This window comes from Amycolatopsis japonica, from assembly GCF_000732925.1.
Classification (GTDB): Bacteria; Actinomycetota; Actinomycetes; order Mycobacteriales; family Pseudonocardiaceae; genus Amycolatopsis; species Amycolatopsis japonica.
On record NZ_CP008953.1, the window covers coordinates 2,058,723 to 2,075,036 of the forward strand.

Annotated in this window: 12 protein-coding genes; 6 read left to right on the top strand and 6 right to left on the bottom strand. The window is 70.6% G+C overall.

Annotated features, from left to right (window positions below; all coding sequences use genetic code 11):
* Positions 1–46: 46 nt before the first annotated feature.
* Positions 47–559, top strand: a complete 513-nt coding sequence (locus AJAP_RS10070) for a hypothetical protein (protein ID WP_228694903.1) — start codon at positions 47–49, stop codon at positions 557–559.
* 77 nt (positions 560–636) lie between these two features.
* Here AJAP_RS10070 and AJAP_RS10075 read toward each other — a convergent pair whose 3' ends face one another.
* Together AJAP_RS10075 and AJAP_RS10080 are read right to left on the bottom strand one after the other, a co-directional pair.
* Positions 637–2,031 (bottom strand): mycothione reductase, encoded by a 1,395-nt coding sequence (locus AJAP_RS10075; protein ID WP_038509968.1) that lies wholly within the window; start codon positions 2,029–2,031, stop codon positions 637–639.
* A 76-nt stretch (positions 2,032–2,107) separates the two neighbouring features.
* On the bottom strand, positions 2,108–2,770 hold the full coding sequence (locus AJAP_RS10080) for a M15 family metallopeptidase (protein WP_038509970.1): 663 nt from the start codon (positions 2,768–2,770) through the stop codon (positions 2,108–2,110).
* Positions 2,771–3,116: 346 nt separating this feature from the next.
* On the opposite strand from AJAP_RS10080, the gene AJAP_RS10085 reads away from it, so the two are divergent.
* Both AJAP_RS10085 and AJAP_RS10090 read left to right on the top strand, forming a co-directional pair.
* Positions 3,117–3,950 carry a S1 family peptidase gene (locus tag AJAP_RS10085; RefSeq protein WP_038522754.1) on the top strand — a complete coding sequence of 278 codons (834 nt, stop codon included), beginning with the start codon at positions 3,117–3,119 and terminating at the stop codon, positions 3,948–3,950.
* A gap of 33 nt (positions 3,951–3,983) precedes the next feature.
* Positions 3,984–4,466: a GNAT family N-acetyltransferase gene (locus AJAP_RS10090; protein ID WP_038509972.1), complete on the top strand. Its 483-nt coding sequence runs from the start codon at positions 3,984–3,986 to the stop codon at positions 4,464–4,466.
* Here the strand turns inward: AJAP_RS10090 and AJAP_RS10095 are convergent.
* From AJAP_RS10095 to AJAP_RS10110, 4 genes are all read right to left on the bottom strand, one after another.
* Complete coding sequence (locus AJAP_RS10095; protein WP_038509975.1) at positions 4,432–5,619, bottom strand: 8-amino-7-oxononanoate synthase; 1,188 nt, start codon at positions 5,617–5,619, stop codon at positions 4,432–4,434. The genes AJAP_RS10090 and AJAP_RS10095 overlap by 35 nt on opposite strands.
* Before the next feature lie 142 nt (positions 5,620–5,761).
* On the bottom strand, positions 5,762–7,261 hold the full coding sequence (locus tag AJAP_RS10100) for a DEAD/DEAH box helicase (RefSeq protein ID WP_038509977.1): 1,500 nt from the start codon (positions 7,259–7,261) through the stop codon (positions 5,762–5,764).
* 345 nt (positions 7,262–7,606) lie between these two features.
* Positions 7,607–8,548 (bottom strand): serine protein kinase RIO, encoded by a 942-nt coding sequence (locus tag AJAP_RS10105; protein ID WP_037342368.1) that lies wholly within the window; start codon positions 8,546–8,548, stop codon positions 7,607–7,609.
* A gap of 282 nt (positions 8,549–8,830) precedes the next feature.
* Positions 8,831–11,695, bottom strand: coding sequence for an ATP-binding protein (locus AJAP_RS10110; RefSeq protein ID WP_051972399.1), 2,865 nt, complete (start codon positions 11,693–11,695; stop codon positions 8,831–8,833).
* 270 nt (positions 11,696–11,965) lie between these two features.
* Between AJAP_RS10110 and AJAP_RS10115 the strand changes: the two genes are divergently transcribed.
* The 3 genes from AJAP_RS10115 to AJAP_RS10125 all read left to right on the top strand — a co-directional run bounded on the left by AJAP_RS10115 (position 11,966) and on the right by AJAP_RS10125 (position 16,272).
* Complete coding sequence (locus tag AJAP_RS10115) at positions 11,966–13,129, top strand: S8 family peptidase (RefSeq protein WP_038509979.1); 1,164 nt, start codon at positions 11,966–11,968, stop codon at positions 13,127–13,129.
* Positions 13,129–14,676 (top strand): S8 family serine peptidase, encoded by a 1,548-nt coding sequence (locus tag AJAP_RS10120; protein ID WP_038509980.1) that lies wholly within the window; start codon positions 13,129–13,131, stop codon positions 14,674–14,676. The genes AJAP_RS10115 and AJAP_RS10120 overlap by 1 nt, the downstream gene beginning before the upstream one ends.
* 72 nt (positions 14,677–14,748) lie before the next feature.
* Positions 14,749–16,272 carry a phytoene desaturase family protein gene (locus AJAP_RS10125; protein WP_038509982.1) on the top strand — a complete coding sequence of 508 codons (1,524 nt, stop codon included), beginning with the start codon at positions 14,749–14,751 and terminating at the stop codon, positions 16,270–16,272.
* The last annotated feature ends 42 nt before the right edge of the window (positions 16,273–16,314 follow it).

Below are 16,314 nucleotides of genomic sequence, written 5' to 3' on the forward strand. Positions count from 1 at the left end.
AAAAACTTCTTGACCCGTCCCGGGGCGGAGCCATAACCTGAGCGAGTTGAACCTGTTCAAAAACTCGGTCCTGGGGGTCGGCGTGGTGGAGGGACTGGCGTACGGCTCGGCTCTGGCGTGTTTCGCCGCGGTGTGCGTCGCCGTGGTGCCGGAGCGGGCGCCCGCGGTGCTCTCGCCGCACGAGTTCTACCGCGCCGTCGACCGGGTGTGCGTGCAGGTGTGGAAGGACAGTGGCGCCGATATCCAGCGCTACTGGCCGGATCCGGAGGGGGAGGCCGCGACGGAGCTGCGCAAGTGGCAGCACTACGTCGCGGTGAAGGTGGACGACGCCAAGGACGTCCTCAAGGGGGCGATGGGGGTCCGCACGGTGCCAGGAGGGGCGGCATCGGCGCGGGAGGAGTTCTTGGCGGCGACCCGCCGGTACGTCGAGGCGGGTGAGCGGTTCTCGGGGGAGGGGGCCCGCTCGCCCGCCCTGATGGCCGTCTCGGACACCACGGGGAACGCGGTCGGCGAGCTGGCGGCACGGAACGGGGCCCGCGCCTGCGGCCGCGTCGTCTGACCGGCGCATTTAGTCCTCTGAATGCGCCTCACCCGGGCGTCCGGGGAGCGCATTCAGAGGACTAAATGCGGCGAGGGTCAGTCCAGGGGCAGGTTCAGCAGTGCGTTCTCGACCAGTTCCGGCATCGCCGGGTGGATCCAGTACTGCCCACGCGCCATGCTCTTCGCGTCCAGCCCGAAGCTCATCGCCTGGATCAGCGGCTGGATCACCGAAGACGCCTGCGGGCCGATGATGTGCGCGCCCAGCAGCTGCCCGGTGGCCGGGTCGGCGAGCAGCTTCGCGAAGCCGGTGGTGTCCTCCATCGCCCAGCCGTAGGCGATGCCGGCGTAGTCCTGATGCGACGTCACGTACGACACGCCACGCTCGCGCGCCTCGCGTTCGGTCAGCCCGACGGAGGCGACCTGCGGCGAGGTGAACACCGCGTGCGGGACGAACCGGTGGTCGGCTTCGATCCGCTCGTCCGGGTGCAACAGGTTGTGCTGCACCACGCGCTGCTCGTGGTTCGCGACGTGCTTCAGCTCGAAGACCGACGAGATGTCGCCGAGCGCGTAGATCCCGTCGACCACGGTCTGCTGGTACTCGTCGACCACGACGTGCCCGCGCTCGCCCGTGGTCACGCCGGTGGCGGCGACGTCCAGGAGGTCGGAGTTCGGCGTGCGTCCGGTCGCGACCAGCAGCACGTCGGCCTCGACGGTTTCGGCGCCCTCCGGGCCTTCGAGGTCCAGTGCGACACCCGACGCGGTCTTGCGTGCTCGCACGGTCTTCCGGTCGAGCCGGACGTCGAACCGCTGCGCGGCCAGCTCGGTGAACCGGGCGCTGACGTCGTCGTCCTCGGACCGCAGCAGCGCGCCGGAGCGGTTGACCACGGTCACGTCCACTCCGAACGAGGCGAAGACGTGCGCGAACTCGGCCGCGATGTAGCCGCCGCCGAGGATCACGATGCTCGACGGCAGCTCGTCGAGCCGCATCACCGTGTCGGAGGTGTGGTAGCCGGTCTCGGCGAGGCCGGGGATGTCCGGGATCACCGGTCGCCCACCGGCGGCGAGCACGAACTTGTCGGCGGTGATCGTCTCGGCCGGGCGGCCGTCGGAGTAGCTCACCCGAAGTTCCTTGTGCCCGGTGAAGCGGCCTTCGCCCTCGTACACGGTGACGTTCTTGTTGTCCTCGTGCTGGACGCGGTACTCCCGGCCGCCGGCGGCGATCGGGTCGATCCGGCCGAAGATCCGGTCGCGCACGTCGCGCCAGCGGACGCCGGTCAGCTCCTCGTCGACGCCGAACTTCGACGACGTGGCGGGGGTGGCCGCGACGTTGGCGGCGTGCACGAACATCTTCGTCGGGATGCAGCCCACGTTCAGGCAGGTGCCGCCGAACGTGCCCTTCTCCACGATCGCCGTGTTCCAGTCCGCGAAACGCGGGTCGAGGATCGAGTTGCCCGATCCGGTACCGACGATCACCAGGTCGTAGTGGGGCACGCTGTCTTCCTTTGCGGCGGGAGCGGGGATGGTTCCGACTCTAGCCAACTTGTCACGGCGGCCGGTTGTTCCCGGTTCAGCGGCCGGTGGAGCTGAAGTGCATCCGGTCCGTCGGCGTCGTCCAGGAGCCGCCCCACGTCCAGCCGATCGCGGCGAAGGCGGCCACCGTCGGATCGCCGGCGGTGATCATCCCCGGCCGCCGGTTTCCCCGGTCGAGGTACGCCGACGCGAGTTCGGGCAGGACCAGGTCGCCCTTGGTGTACGGGTTGCAGAACGGGTCGACGTCGATCGCGAGCCCGTAGGCGTGCGCAGACCAGTTCGTCAGGCCGCGGGCCGGACGGCAGACGAAGGCGTTGGTGTTGTTCCCGTCACCCGTCGGGGGAGCGGTGAGTTCGGCGGGAGCGGTCACGCGCATTTCCTCGATCGGGAACTTCGCGGCGAACAACCGCCCGAACACGGTGACGACGGCGTTCGCGACCGACGCGTTCACGAGCATTTCCCCGGTGTGCGCGCGGCCGTCGAAACCCCAGAACGACAACGTGAGATAGCGCAGTTCGCCCGCCGTGACCGGGCAGGCGGGCTGCCACGTGCTGCGCGCGAGAACCCCTGCGGGAACGGGATTCACCGTGCCCGCGAACCGGTTCCCGGCGGGCGGGGGCAACAGGTCGGCGGTCGGCAGGGAACGGTTCGCCAGTACGGGAGGAGTCGGGAGGATCTGCCCGAAACCGTCACGGCGCAAGGGAAGCGGCTTCGCGCCGACCTGCCAGACCGGTGCGGGCGGCGGGACCGACGTGGCCGGAGTCGTTGCCGCCGAAGAGGTTTCCGCGGGAGGGGCGGGAACGGGGCCGGGCGGCGCGGGGCTCGAACACGAAGAAAGCAGAAGGGCCGTAGCCGCCAGAACCGTCGCCGTAGCCCGCACGACGTCCAGGGTGACAGATGCGTTCGGTGAGCACAGTTCCACCCGTTTCAGTGACACCGCATCGGGCTTTCTCCGATTAGGGTATTCGCGATCGCTCGTGTACGCGCTGGAGTCGAATGACTTCCCAGGGTTTGACCGTACGTACGCCCCGGTGAAGGGAAAGAACATGCCCAAGAAGTCACGTCGCACGCTGCTGCTCGCGGTCGGAGCGGTCCTCGCGACGGCGGTGATGGTGCCGGTCGCGGTCAACAGCGCGTCGGCGGACGACAGCGCGGTGAGCGGGCCGGATCAGGCCGCCCAGCCGCGGATCGTGGGCGGTGGCAAGGCTTCGGTCTCGCAGTATCCGTACGCGGTCTACTTGGCCGATCGCGGCGGCAACCAGTACTGCGGCGCGGTGATCGTCAGCTCCACGACGGTCGCAACGGCGGCGCACTGCGCGGTCGCGGTCAAACGCGCCGACGTCCGCGTGGTGGCGGGTCGCGAGGACAAGCGTTCGCGCGACGGCGTCGAGCTGCGGGTCTCGCGGATCTGGGTCAGCCCCGACTACAGCGGCGATCCCGGCAAGGGCGACGACATCGCGGTGATGACGGTCAGCGGTCAGCTGCCGTACCGGCCAGCGAAGGTCGCGGACAACGGCAACGCCGACCTGTACCAGGAAGGCACGAAGGCGACGGTCCTCGGCTGGGGCCGGGTCGCCGACGGCGGCGCGCGGTCGGACTACCTGCGCAGCGCGGTCGTCCCCGTGGTCAGCGACAAGACCTGCCGCACCGCGTACTCCGGCTACGACCCGAGCGACATGGTGTGCGCCGGCTACGACGAGGGCGGCGTCGACGCCTGCCAGGGCGATTCGGGCGGACCGCTCATGGTGGGGGACACGCTGATCGGCATCGTGTCGTTCGGCGAAGGCTGCGCGAAGGCGGGCAAACCCGGTGTTTACACCCGCGTCTCCCACTTCGCGAACGAGATCTCCCAGCAGAAGAACCGGGGCCTGATCGGCTGATCGGTGCCTTCTTCACGCCCGATGTGCTAACAAGTGGGCGTGAGCACCGACACCCCGATCATCGAGACCTCGTCGTTCCCGCTGTCCGTCGCCGGTGACGAGATCACCGCCGCGCAGCTGCACGGCATCCTCCGCCTGCGCGTGGACGTGTTCGTCGTCGAGCAGGACTGCGCCTATCACGAGATCGACGGACGCGACCTCCTGCCCGGCACGCGGCACCTCTGGGTCGGCGGTTCCGTCGCCGTCGACTCGTACCTGCGGGTGTTGCAGGACGCCGGCGGCACCTTCCGCATCGGCCGGGTGTGCACGGCCGTCCGCTCACGCGGCAAAGGGCTCGCGGGACGGCTGATGGAGACCGCCCTCGCGGGGATCGGGGACGCGCCGTGCGTCCTCGACGCGCAGACGTACGCGACGAAGTTCTACGCCAAGTACGGCTTCGTGGTGGAGGGCGAGGAGTTCATGGAAGACGGGATCCCGCACCTCACGATGTGGCGCCGGGAGGCGCCGCAGCCGTGATCACCCCGACCGCGCGGTCCACGTCGGCCTCGGTGAGGTCGGCCCGCGCGGTCAGGCGCAGGCGGGAGATGCCGTCGGGCACGGACGGCGGCCGGAAGCAGCCGACGCGCACGCCCTGATCCGCGCAGGCGGCCGCCCACGCGACGGCGGCCTCCGGCGACGGCGCCTGCACCGAGATCACCGCGGCGTCCGGGAGACCGACCCGGAAACCCGCCGATTTCAGTTGCATCGCAAGGTTTCCGGCGGCTTCGGTGACCTTGGTGGCCAGCTCCGGCTCGGCCTTCAGCGCGGTGAGGGCGGCCAGCGCGGCGGCGGCACTGGCGGGCGCGAGCCCGGTGTCGAAGATGAAACTGCGCGCGGTGTCCACGAGATGTTTGATCACGCGACGCGGCCCGAGCACCGCTCCGCCTTGTGCCCCAAGGGATTTCGACAGCGTGATCGTGGTGACGACGTCCGGCGCGCCGGAGAGCCCCGCCGCGTGGACGGCGCCGCGGCCGCCCTCGCCGAGGACGCCGAAACCGTGCGCGTCGTCGACGAGCAGCGACGCGCCGTGCTCCCGGCAAACACCGGCGAGCTGCTCCAACGGGGCGATGTCACCGTCGACGGAGAACACGGAATCGGTGACGACGAGGGCGCGCGGTTTGCGGCGGGTCGCCAGCGCGTGCTTGAAGGCGTTCGGGTCGCTGTGCGCGACGGCGGCGATGTCCGACCGGGACAGGCGGCAGCCCTCGATCAGCGAGGCGTGGATGTACTTGTCCGTGACGATCGCGGAATCCGCGCCGGACAGGGCCGTGACGGCGCCGAGGTTCGCGGTGAAACCGGACGAGAAGACCAGCGCGGCCTGCGTGCCGCAGAAGCGGGCGAGTTCGTGCTCGAGTTCGGCGTGGACCTCGGTGGTGCCGGAGACGAGCCGGGAGCCGGTCGCCCCCGCGCCCCACCGCAACGCGGCCGCGGCCGCCGCACCGGCGACGCGCTTGTCCCTGGCGAGCCCGAGGTAGTCGTTTCCGGCGAGGTCCAGCTCCGGCTCCTGCGCCTGCCGGATGCGCAGCTTGCGCACCAGCCCGGCCTCGGCCCGCTTCTCAGCCTCCACGTCGAGCCAGTCGAAGACCTGGTCGGGCGGGAGGTTCTGGGAGGCGGGGCCGGGAGAAGTCACGTCCCGCAGTCTCCCATCCGCCGTTTCCCGATGGACGTGGTGGTCCCCACTCCGAACGCAATGAAAGGTCCTTTCCTCGCAAATTTTGCAAGGAAAGGACCTTTCATGGCACTAGCCGCCGGAAGGACCGGCTTCAGTCACGTCAGCTGTCGTAGCTGCGACGCGGGCGTCCGCCCGGACGCTGCGGACGGCCGTTGCCGCCACCGCCCTCGCCACGACGCGGGCGGCCGCGGAAGCCACCGGGACGGCCGCCTTCGCGGTGACCGTGACCCTCGCGCGAACCCTGGTAACCGCGGTCGCCGCCACCGTAGCCGCGGCCACCGCCGCGACGCGGGGACTCACGACGACGCTCGACGACCGGCTCGCCGCTGGGCTGCTGCGCACCGGTGATGCGGGCGAGCTCGGCGTCGCCCGGGCGGACCGTGGTCTGCTCGGCGCGGACGCCGGCGCGGTCGGTCATCCGGCGCACCATGCGGCGCTGGTCGTGGGTGACCAGCGTGACCACGACACCGGACGCCCCGGCGCGCGCGGTGCGGCCGGCGCGGTGCAGGTAGTCCTTGTGGTCGGCGGCCGGGTCGACGTGCAGCACCAGCGAGATGTCGTCGACGTGGATACCGCGCGCGGCGACGTCCGTGGCGACGAGGACGGGCGCGTAGCCCTCCTTGAAGTCCGCGAGGACGCGGTTGCGCTGGCCCTGGGTCTTGCCACCGTGCAGGGCGGCCGCGTGGACGCCCTTCTCGCGCAGGCGCTCGGTCAGGCGGTCCACGTGGTGCTTGGTGCGGACGAACATGATCGTGCGGCCCTCACGGGCGCCGATCTCGGTGATGATGTCCTGCTTGTCCTGGTGCGACACCTGGAACACGTGGTGGTCCATGGTGGTGACGCTCGCGGTCGACGGGGCGACCGAGTGCGTGACCGGGTCGGTCAGGTACGCGCGGACCAGCCGGTCGACGTCACCGTCGAGAGTGGCCGAGAACAGTAGGCGCTGGCCGCGGGCCGGGGTCAGGTCGAGGATCTCGCGAACCTGCGGCATGAAGCCCATGTCGGCCATCTGGTCGGCCTCGTCGAGCGCGACGAAGTTGACGTCGGACAGCGACGCGGTGCCCTGGCGGACGTGGTCCGACAGCCGGCCGGGGGTGGCGATCAGCAGGTCGACGCCGCGGGAGAGCGCGTCGGCCTGGCGGGTGAAGGCCATGCCGCCGACGGCGGTGCGGCACCACAGGCCGAGGGCCTTGGCCAGCGGGGTCAGCGAGTCGGCGACCTGCATGGCCAGCTCGCGGGTCGGGACCAGGATCAGCGCGCGGGGGTGCTTCGGCCGGGCACGGCCGCCGTTGAGCCGGGTCAGCATCGCGAGGCCGAAGGCCAGGGTCTTGCCGGAACCGGTCTGGGCGCGGCCGAGCACGTCGCGACCGGCGAGCGCGTCGGGGATGGTCGCCGACTGGATCGGGAACGGGGTGGTGATACCGGCGTCGGCCAGCGCCCGCAGCAGCGGGTCGGGAAGGCCGAGTTCCGCCCAGGTCTTCGCCTTGACCGTCTCGACGGCGTCTTCGCGCAGCATCGCGTCACCCGCGGGGCGGGTGCGCGGCTTGCGGTGCTGACGCGCCGACGGTGAGACGTGGCCGGAGTTGAACGTGACTGTCACAAATGCCTCTCGGACGTGGCACGTCGCAAGGAGGCCCGGGCTGCCCGCACGCAGGCAGGGCAAGATGGTGTGCACAGATGGGCGTTCACAGGGACGAACCCGGCACACCGCGTCTGCGTGACACCGCGCGCCAATGGATTGATACGGATACCGCGAGCCATTCGGTTGGCTTTGGAGGCGACGGACACCAACTCATCCACGCCGCCGGTTGCGGTCTGTCACTACTGTACCGGACCGTTATCCGGCCTCCCAACTGGAGGGAGCGATTGTGGGCAGGGTCTCCACGGTGGGGTCTTTCCCGGCGTGATCTTGCCGGGAAAGACCCCTTCGAGACACTGTGGACGGTCAGCGGAGGCCCGCGATCTCCTGCAGCTCCTCGATCAGCTCCGGCACCGCCGTGAGCCGCTCCGGCAGCCCCCGCGAGTGGAACCACGTCGCGATGTTGCGCACGTCCCGCGCGAGGAACTCCAGCCCGCCCGGATTGGCCACGATGTCGACCACCTGGGGGAGGTCGATCACCATGATCCGTTCGCGGTGCACGAGCAGGTTGTACGCCGAGAGGTCACCGTGCGCGAGCCCCTGCGACGCCAGCAGTTCCAGCATCGCCGAGGTCTGGAACCACAGTTCCCGCAACTGGTCGGGCTCCGGCCGGACCTGCGCCAGCCGCGGCGCGGCCGTCTCGCCCTCGCCGAGGAATTCCAGCAGCAGTTCGGTGCCGTCGCGCTGCACCGGGTACGGCACGGGCGCGCCGACCGACCAGAGCCTGCTCAGCGCGCCGAACTCGGCGACGGCCCACTGTTCGGCGATGAGGTTGCGGCCGAAGCTGCTGCGCGACTCCATCGCCCGCATCTCCCGCGAACGCCGCATCCGCCTGCCTTCGAGGTAGCCGGCGTCACGATGGAACAGCCGGTGCTCGCCGCTGCGGTACCGCTTGGCGGCTAGCACGGTGCCCTCGGTGCCGGGCAGGTTGCGCCGGACGAGGTGGACGTCCGCCTCCTTGCCGGTTTTGAGGATGCCGAGTTCGGTGTCGACCGCCGCCAGTTCGGTGATCACCCAGTCCGGGCGCGGCAGCGGTCCTTGCTCCGCTTCTCCCCAGGTGCTCCAGCGGTCGGCGCCGTCGGGGATGGCGGTCTCGGTGTAGGCGTCCTCCCGCAACCGGGCGAGGCGGACGCGTTCGGCTTCGGTGAGCCGTCCGCCTCGGGTGGGTTCGGGTTCGTCGTCGAAACGGGCACGACGGGTACGGCGAGGACGTTGTTCGTAAGACTCTTCGAGATCGTGCTTGCGCACTGGTGGGTTCTCCTAGATCAGGGATGCCCCACCGGGCGAGCGTCGTGGCTCCGCGCTCAGCCGCGAGGGGCGAGTGGATGGGGGCGGCCAAGGCCCCGGACAGTCATCAGCACGAGGCACCTCCCTGTCGCATCCACCGGCTCCCTGCCGGATCGCGGACGATCATCCCCGAGCCCCGCGGCCGTGCGCAACCGATTTAATTTCCGGTCGCGGCCAAGTACATGAAGGCCCCCTTCCTTGCGCCAGACGCAAGGAAGGGGGCCTTCATGTACTTGCTGATCGCTACGCCGACCGCAGCCCCGCCAGCTCACTCCGCGACCGCACCTTCAGCTTCCGCAGCACGCTCGCGACGTGCTGTTCCACCGTGCGCCGGGACAGGAACAGCACCTCGGCGATCTCCCGGTTGGTGTGCCCGGCGGCCAGCAGGCGGGCGACATCGCGCTCCCGTGGCGACAGCTCGTCGCCGTAACCCCGGCGGCCGCGCCGTGAGGGAGCGACGGCGCCGGTGGACCGGAAGGCGTGGCGGCAGCGCGCGGCGTCACGCGTGGCGCCGAGGTGGTCGAAGGTCTCGGCGAGCGCCGCGAACGTCTCGGCGACGTCCTCGTTGCGGGCCAGGCGGCAGCGCGCGGCCCGTTCGGCGATCAGCGCCGCGTGATAGGGCGCGGGGAGCGCCTCGAAGCGGGTCCGCGCCTGCTCGAAGGCCTCGATCGCCTCCGCGTGGTCGCCCCGGGACGCCGCGACGAGCCCGCGGTTCGCGGCGAGCGCGGCCCGGGTCGACGGTGCGTCGAGGTCGCCGACCTCGCGTTCGAACTCGTCCGTCAGCGCTTGCGCCTCGGCGTCCCGCCCCGTGGCGCAATACGCGTCGACGGCGGCCATGACCAGATCGGCGCCCCAGGCCCAGACACCCTTGGCGCGCAAGAGTTCCAGTCCCTTCTCGGCCTGCGTCACGGCGGCTTCGCCGAGGTCCTGCGCGAGCAGCATGCCCGACATCCCGGCGTGGGCGGCGATCGCGACCGGGGTGAACGCGTTCTCGGGCTGATCCGCCGCGGTACCGGCGAACCGGGCCGCGGCCTCGTCCCATTCGCCGCGCGCGGCGGCGAGCAGGCCCAGCACCAGGCACAGTTCGCTGGTCACCGGCAGGAGATCGCGGTACTCGTCGATCAGCGCGCCCGCCCGTTCGGCGAGGCCGTCCCAGTTCCCGGTGAGCCAGTCGGTGTGGACGGCCGTCGCGCGGGCGGTGCTGACGACGTACGGCGCACCGCAGTCGGCGGCGAGCTGCATCCCGCTGCGCAGCAGGCTCCTGGCCCGCCGGTGGTGGCCGGTCCAGGCGCAGGCGTCGGCGCTGTTGCAGTGCAGCCGCGCCAGATGCCGTTGTTCGTCGGCGGAACCGACGGTGGTGGGCGCCCGGTCCAGCATGTCCCAGCCGCGTGTGTCCCCGATGTGCAGCCGTGACGCCGCGTTGTTGGCCAGCAGGATGATCTTCAATCGCCGGTCGGTCGCCCGCTCGATGAGCTCGTCCACCCGGTCCATCCAGCGCCGGTGCTCCCGCAGCGGGGTCGCGCCGACCCACGGCTGGGCGAGGACGCCCATCCCGCGGCCCGCCAGATCGGGCCGGTCGGAGAGGTCGTTGACGGCGATCTCGATCTCGGTCCGCGCCGCCTCCAGTCCGCCCGCCTGGCGCACCAGCAGGAGCCCGAGCCCCAGCCGGACCTCGCCGCTCAGGCGCCCGGACAGCCTGCCGTCGGTGAGCAGCCGCTCCAGCGCCGGGACGACTTCGGTCTGCGCGAGTCCGTTGCACGCCACCGAGCTGAACTTGACCGCGAGTCTGTCCACATCGGACGGTTGAAGGCCCGGCTCGTCGAGCAGGGTGCGGAGCAGATCGGTCGCGGTGGCGAGATCGCCGACCGTCGACGCCTGATCCGCGGCGGCTTCGCCGTACTTCAGGGCACCGGCCCGGTCGCCCGCCTTCCGGCAGTGTTCGGCCAGCCGCACCAAGGACTGCGGGAGGCGGTCGCGCAGCAGCCGCGCGGCCCGCCGGTGCAGTTCCTGGCGATCGGGACCGGGGATGGTGAGATACGCGGCTTGCCGGGCGAACGCGTGCCGGAAGCCGTACCTGCCTTCTCCGGACTCGACGAGGACGTTGCGTTCGAGCGCGAGGACCAGCGCGCGGCGGGCGCGTTCGGGGGTGAGCGCGGCCACGGCGGCCAGCAGGTCCGAAGTGGACGGTGTGCCGAGGACGGCGGCGGCCTCGGCGATCCGCCGGGCGGCGGGCGGCAGCGCCATGAGGCGTTCGACCGTCGCTTCCCGCAGCAGCGCCGGGACTTCGACGGTGTCGAGCAGACGTCGCGCGGTCGCGCCGTCGGCGTGCACCGCGCCTTCGACGCCGCCGATCGCGTGCACGATCTCCTCGACGACGAACGGGATCCCCGCGGTCCGCTCGTGCAGCCGCGCGGCGAACTCGGCCGAGACGTTCGCTTCGCCGAGCAGGGCCGAAACCAGCGCCTGGACGCCGTCGCGGTCCAACGGCCGGAGGGTGACGAGCGCGTGCGCGGTGCCGGGGGCGGGCCGGTAGGCGCTGCCGAGCGGGATGCCGCCGGGAGTCTCCTCGCGCCGGTACGTGAGCAGGAGCGTCAGGCCCGCGGGCGGTTCGGTCATCAGGAACCGCAGCAGGCGGCGGGAACCGTCGTCCGCCCAGTGGAGGTCTTCGATGAGCAGGACGTGCGGGCCCAGTGAGCCGAGCAGTTCCCGGACGGCGCGGAAGAGCTGGTGGCGTTCGGTCCTCGGATCGGACGGCCGCGGCGGCGGCTGAGGCAGGAATGCCGCGAGCTCGGGCAGGTAAGGCGCGAGGACACCGGTCACCGGGCTGAGCTCACGCGCCGGGCGGACGTCCTTCAGCGCGTCGAAGATCACGCCGTACGGGAAAGGCTCGCGCAGCGGCTGGCAGGTCGCGGTGAGGACCGGCCGTCCGGCCAGTTCGGCGCAGGCCAGCAGTTCGGTGGCGAGCCGGGTCTTGCCCACCCCCGCTTCGCCTTCGAGCATGATCACCGACGGCGAGCGCAACGCGCCGTCGAGGAGCTCGCGTAATTCCGCCTCACGGCCGACGAGTACCGGCGAACTCGTCCTGCGTCGGCAGCCACCGATCACCATGCCGGGTCACCCCCGCTTCACGAACCACACCGTTCGAGTGAACGCAGCTTAAGCGCGGTTTCGATGATCACGGAACCCGCTCGGGCGGTCACCCGACTTTCGTAGGGACGGGGGATTTCGCCATTAGATACGTAGTCCTACGGACCATTGCCTCGCTTGTTCGCGCAGGTCCCGCCACCCGAAAGTGATTCCAGCGTGACTGCACGTCACGGCGCCGGCCTGGACCTCCGCCGGCGCGAACCACCTGTTCGAGTGAACGGAGCTCAGGAAATGCGTGGAGAACTTCGACGTCACCGGATCGCGGGTGCGGTGCTGGCCGGGGCCTGTGCGGCGGCCACGGTGGCCTTCGCCGGACCGGCCACGGCCGCCGAGGGACAGATCCGCGGTGCCGGTGTGCCGGGGGCCGTCACGGACGGGTACATCGTCTCGCTCAAGAGCGGCGACGCCGGCCTCGCGGCCAAATACGGCGGCCAGGTGAAGGCGACCTACACCGCCGCGCTGAACGGCTTCTCGGCGAAGATGACCGAGGCACAGGCCAAACGCCTCGCCGCCGACCCGAACGTCGACTTCGTCCAGCAGGACGCGGTCGCGCACCTGCTCGGCACCCAGACCAACCCGACCTGGGGCCTGGACCGGATCGACCAGAAGAACCTGCCGCTGGACAAGAAGTACACCTACCCGAACACCGGTTCCGGGGCGACGGTCTACGTCCTCGACACCGGGGTCGACTACCGCCAGTCCGAATTCGGCGGCCGCGCGACCAGCGGGTACGACTTCATCGACAACGACAGCGACGCCCGCGACTGCCAGGGACACGGCACGCACGTCGCAGGCACGGTCGGCAGCGCCACTTACGGCGTGGCCAAGGGCGCCAAGATCGTCTCGGTCCGCGTCCTGAACTGCCAGGGCAGCGGCCAGTACTCGCAGATCATCTCCGGGATCGACTGGGTCGTGAAGAACGCGAAGGGCCCGTCGGTGCTCACGATGAGCCTCGGTGGCCCGGCCGACTCCGGGGTGGACTCCGCCGTGCGCCGCGCGGTCGCGGCGGGCATCACGAACACCGTGGCCTCCGGGAATTCCAACACGGACGCCTGCTCCACCAGCCCGGCCCGGGTGCGTGAGGCCATCACCGTCAACGCCACCCAGAGCGACGACCGCCGGTCCTCGTTCTCGAACTACGGCAGCTGCACCGACATCTTCGCGCCGGGCACCAGCATCACCTCCCTGCGCAACGGTGGCGGCACCCAGCAGATGAGCGGTACCTCGATGGCGACGCCGCACGTCGCCGGCGCGGCCGCGATCTACCTGACGTCGAACCCGTCGGCGACCCCCGCCGCCGTGGCCTCCGGTCTCGCCAACGCCGCCACCAACGGCGTCGTGACGAGCCCGGGTTCCGGTTCGACGAACAAGCTGCTGAACGTGGCGGGTCTCTGATGCGCCGCGGCGTGCGGGCCGGTGTGGTGGCCGTCGCGGCCACCGCGCTGGCCGCGCTCGCCGCGGGCAACGCCGTCGCCGCTCCGGCGGAAGGCGTTGTCGTGCAGGCGAATCAGCACTACGGCGACCAGTACATCGTCGTGCTCCACGAGGTCGGCACCATGGCGGTCGAGCAGTCCTCGGCCGCGCTGACCGGCCGCTACGGCGGCGAGGTCCGGTCGGCGTACAAGAACGTGCTCCGCGGGTTCTCCGTCAAGGGCATGTCCGAACAGCAGGCCCGGCGGCTCGCGGCCGATCCGGCGGTCAAGGCGGTCTACCAGGACGGCACCGCGCGTGCCGTCGGCACGCAGACCAACCCGACCTGGGGCCTCGACCGTGTCGACCAGAAGAACCTGCCGCTGGACAAGAGTTTCACCTACCCGAACACGGGCGAGGGCGTCACCGCGTACGACCTCGACACCGGGATCAACCCGGAGAACCCGGAGTACGAGGGGCGCGCGTCCATCGGCAAGGATTTCGTGGGCGGCAACGGAAAGGACTGCAACGGGCACGGCAGTCACACCGCGGGCACCATCGGCAGCAAGACCTACGGCGTGGCCAAGAAGGTCAAGCTGGTCGGGCTGAAGGTGCTGGGCAACGACTGCTCGGGCAACGGCCCGGACTCCGCCATCGTCGACGCGGCCGAATGGCTGACCTCGAACGGCACCAAACCGGCGGTGGCGAACCTGAGCCTGCGGATGGACCAGGTCGGGCTCGGCGACGACGTCATCAAGAAGTCCATCGCGGCGGGCTTCGTCTACGTGGTGGCGGCGGGCAACGAGAACCAGAACGCCTGCAACGTCAGCCCCGCCCGCATCCCCGAGGCGATCACGGTCGGCGCCTCGGACAGCAGTGACAACAAGTCCTCGTTCTCCAACCACAGTTCGTGCGTGGACATCTTCGCCCCTGGCAGCAACATCACGTCGCTGTCCACGTCCAACGGTGGTTCGGCGAACATGAGCGGGACGTCGATGGCCACGCCGCACGTGGCCGGGGCGGCGGCGCTGTACCTCGCCGCGAATTCCGGTGCCACCGCGCAGCAGACGCGGGACGCGCTGGTGAACAACGCCTCCGACGGCGTGCTCAAGGGGCTGCCGTCCGGCACGGTCAACAAGCTGCTGAACGTGTCGTTCATCGGCGGCGGTGGCCCCACCCCGACGTGCGGGGCCAAATCCAACACGACACCGGTGTCCATTCCGGACGCGGGTGACGCGGTGACCAGTTCGGTGACGCAGGAAGGCTGCGACGGCAAGGCGTCGGCGACGCTGCCGGTCAAGGTCGACATCGCGCACACCTACACCGGTGACCTGGCGATAGACCTGATCGGGCCGAGCGGTGCGGTGTTCGGCCTCAAGCAGGCGGGAGGGATCGGCGAGGCGAGCGGCGTGCACACGTCGTACACGGTGAACGCCTCGTCCGAACCGGCGAACGGGACCTGGAAGCTGCGGGTCCGTGACGTCTACCGGTTCGACAGCGGGACGATCGAAGGCTTCTCCATCACCTTCTGAGTCCTTGCGAACGGCGGTGCGCCGCGGTCACGATGGCCGCGGCGCATTGTCGTTTTCGCTGGGAGGTCTTGGATGGAGTCCTACGATGCCGTGATCGCCGGCGGCGGGCACAACGGCCTGGTGGCGGCGGCGTACCTGGCCAGGGCCGGCCGCTCGGTGCTGGTGCTGGAACGGCGCGACGAGGTCGGCGGGGCGGCGGTCTCCTTCCGGGCGTTCCCCGGCGTCGACGTCCGGCTGTCGCGGTACTCGTATCTGGTGAGCCTGCTGCCCCGCAAGATCATCGCGGAACTCGGGCTCGGACTCGATCTCCGCCGCCGGCGGATGTCGTCGTACACGCCGGTCGGCGACGGCGGTCTCCTTGTCGACACGGGCGACGACGGCCGGACTTCGGCGTCGTTCTCCGCGCTCACCGGGTCCACAAAGGACTTCGAGGCGTGGCAACGGTTCTACGCGATGACGTCCCAGGTCGCGAAACGGACTTTCCCCACCCTGACCGAGCCACTGGTCTCCAGGGAGGAGCTGCGCTCGGGTATCGAGCCGGGGGCGTGGGACGCGTTGTTCGAACGGCCGATCTCGGAAACGCTCACCGGGATGTTCGGCGACGACACCGTCCGCGGCGTCGTCCTGACCGACGCGCTGATCGGCACTTTCGCCGGGGCCGGTGATTTCCGGCAGAACCTCTGTCTGCTCTACCACGTGATCGGCAACGAGACCGGCGACTGGGACGTGCCGGTGGGCGGGATGGGCGCGGTGACCGGGGCGCTCGCGTCGGCCGCGTCTTCCGCCGGGGCTCGGCTGGTGACCGGCGCCGAGGTGCTGTCGATCGACCCGGGTGGCTCAGTGCGCTATCGGCTCGGTGACGACGAGTTCGTGGTGCGTGGCGGCCACGTACTGGCGAACGTCGCGCCGCGGACGCTCGCGCGGCTGCTGGGGGAGGAGCCGCCGGAGGCGCCGGAAGGCGCGCAGCTCAAGGTGAACATGGTGCTCTCACGGCTGCCGCGGCTGCGAGATTCGAGTGTCGATCCGCGAGAGGCGTTCGGCGGGACGTTCCATGTCAACGAGGGCTACGAGCAGCTGGCGGCGGCCTACGCCGAGGCCGCCGCGGGCCGGATCCCGTCGCTGCCGCCGTGCGAGATCTACTGCCACTCGTTGACCGATCCGTCGATCCTCGGCCCCACCGAGCAGGCGGCCGGAGTCCAGACGCTCACGTTGTTCGGGCTTCACATGCCCGCCCGGCTCTTCGAGGGCCGCAACGACGCCGCGCGCGACGAGGCGTTGCGTGCGACTTTGTCCTCTTTGGACAGTGTACTGGCCGAGCCCATCGAGGACTGTGTGCTGCGCGCGCCGGACGGCCGGTTGTGCGTCGAGGCGAAGACGCCGCTGGATCTCGAAGCCGAACTGGGGCTGCCCGCGGGACACATCTTCCATCGGGATCTTTCGTGGCCTTATGCCGCGGATGCCGATCAGGTGGGTCGCTGGGGTGTGGAGACCGCGCATGAGCGGGTGCTGGTGTGCGGCGCCGGGGCCGTGCGGGGCGGCGGGGTCTCGGGTATCCCCGGGCACAACGCGGCCATGGCGGTGCTGGCCCGATCCTGAACGTCATGAAAGGGTCGTTCAGGACGAAATATGTCCTGAACG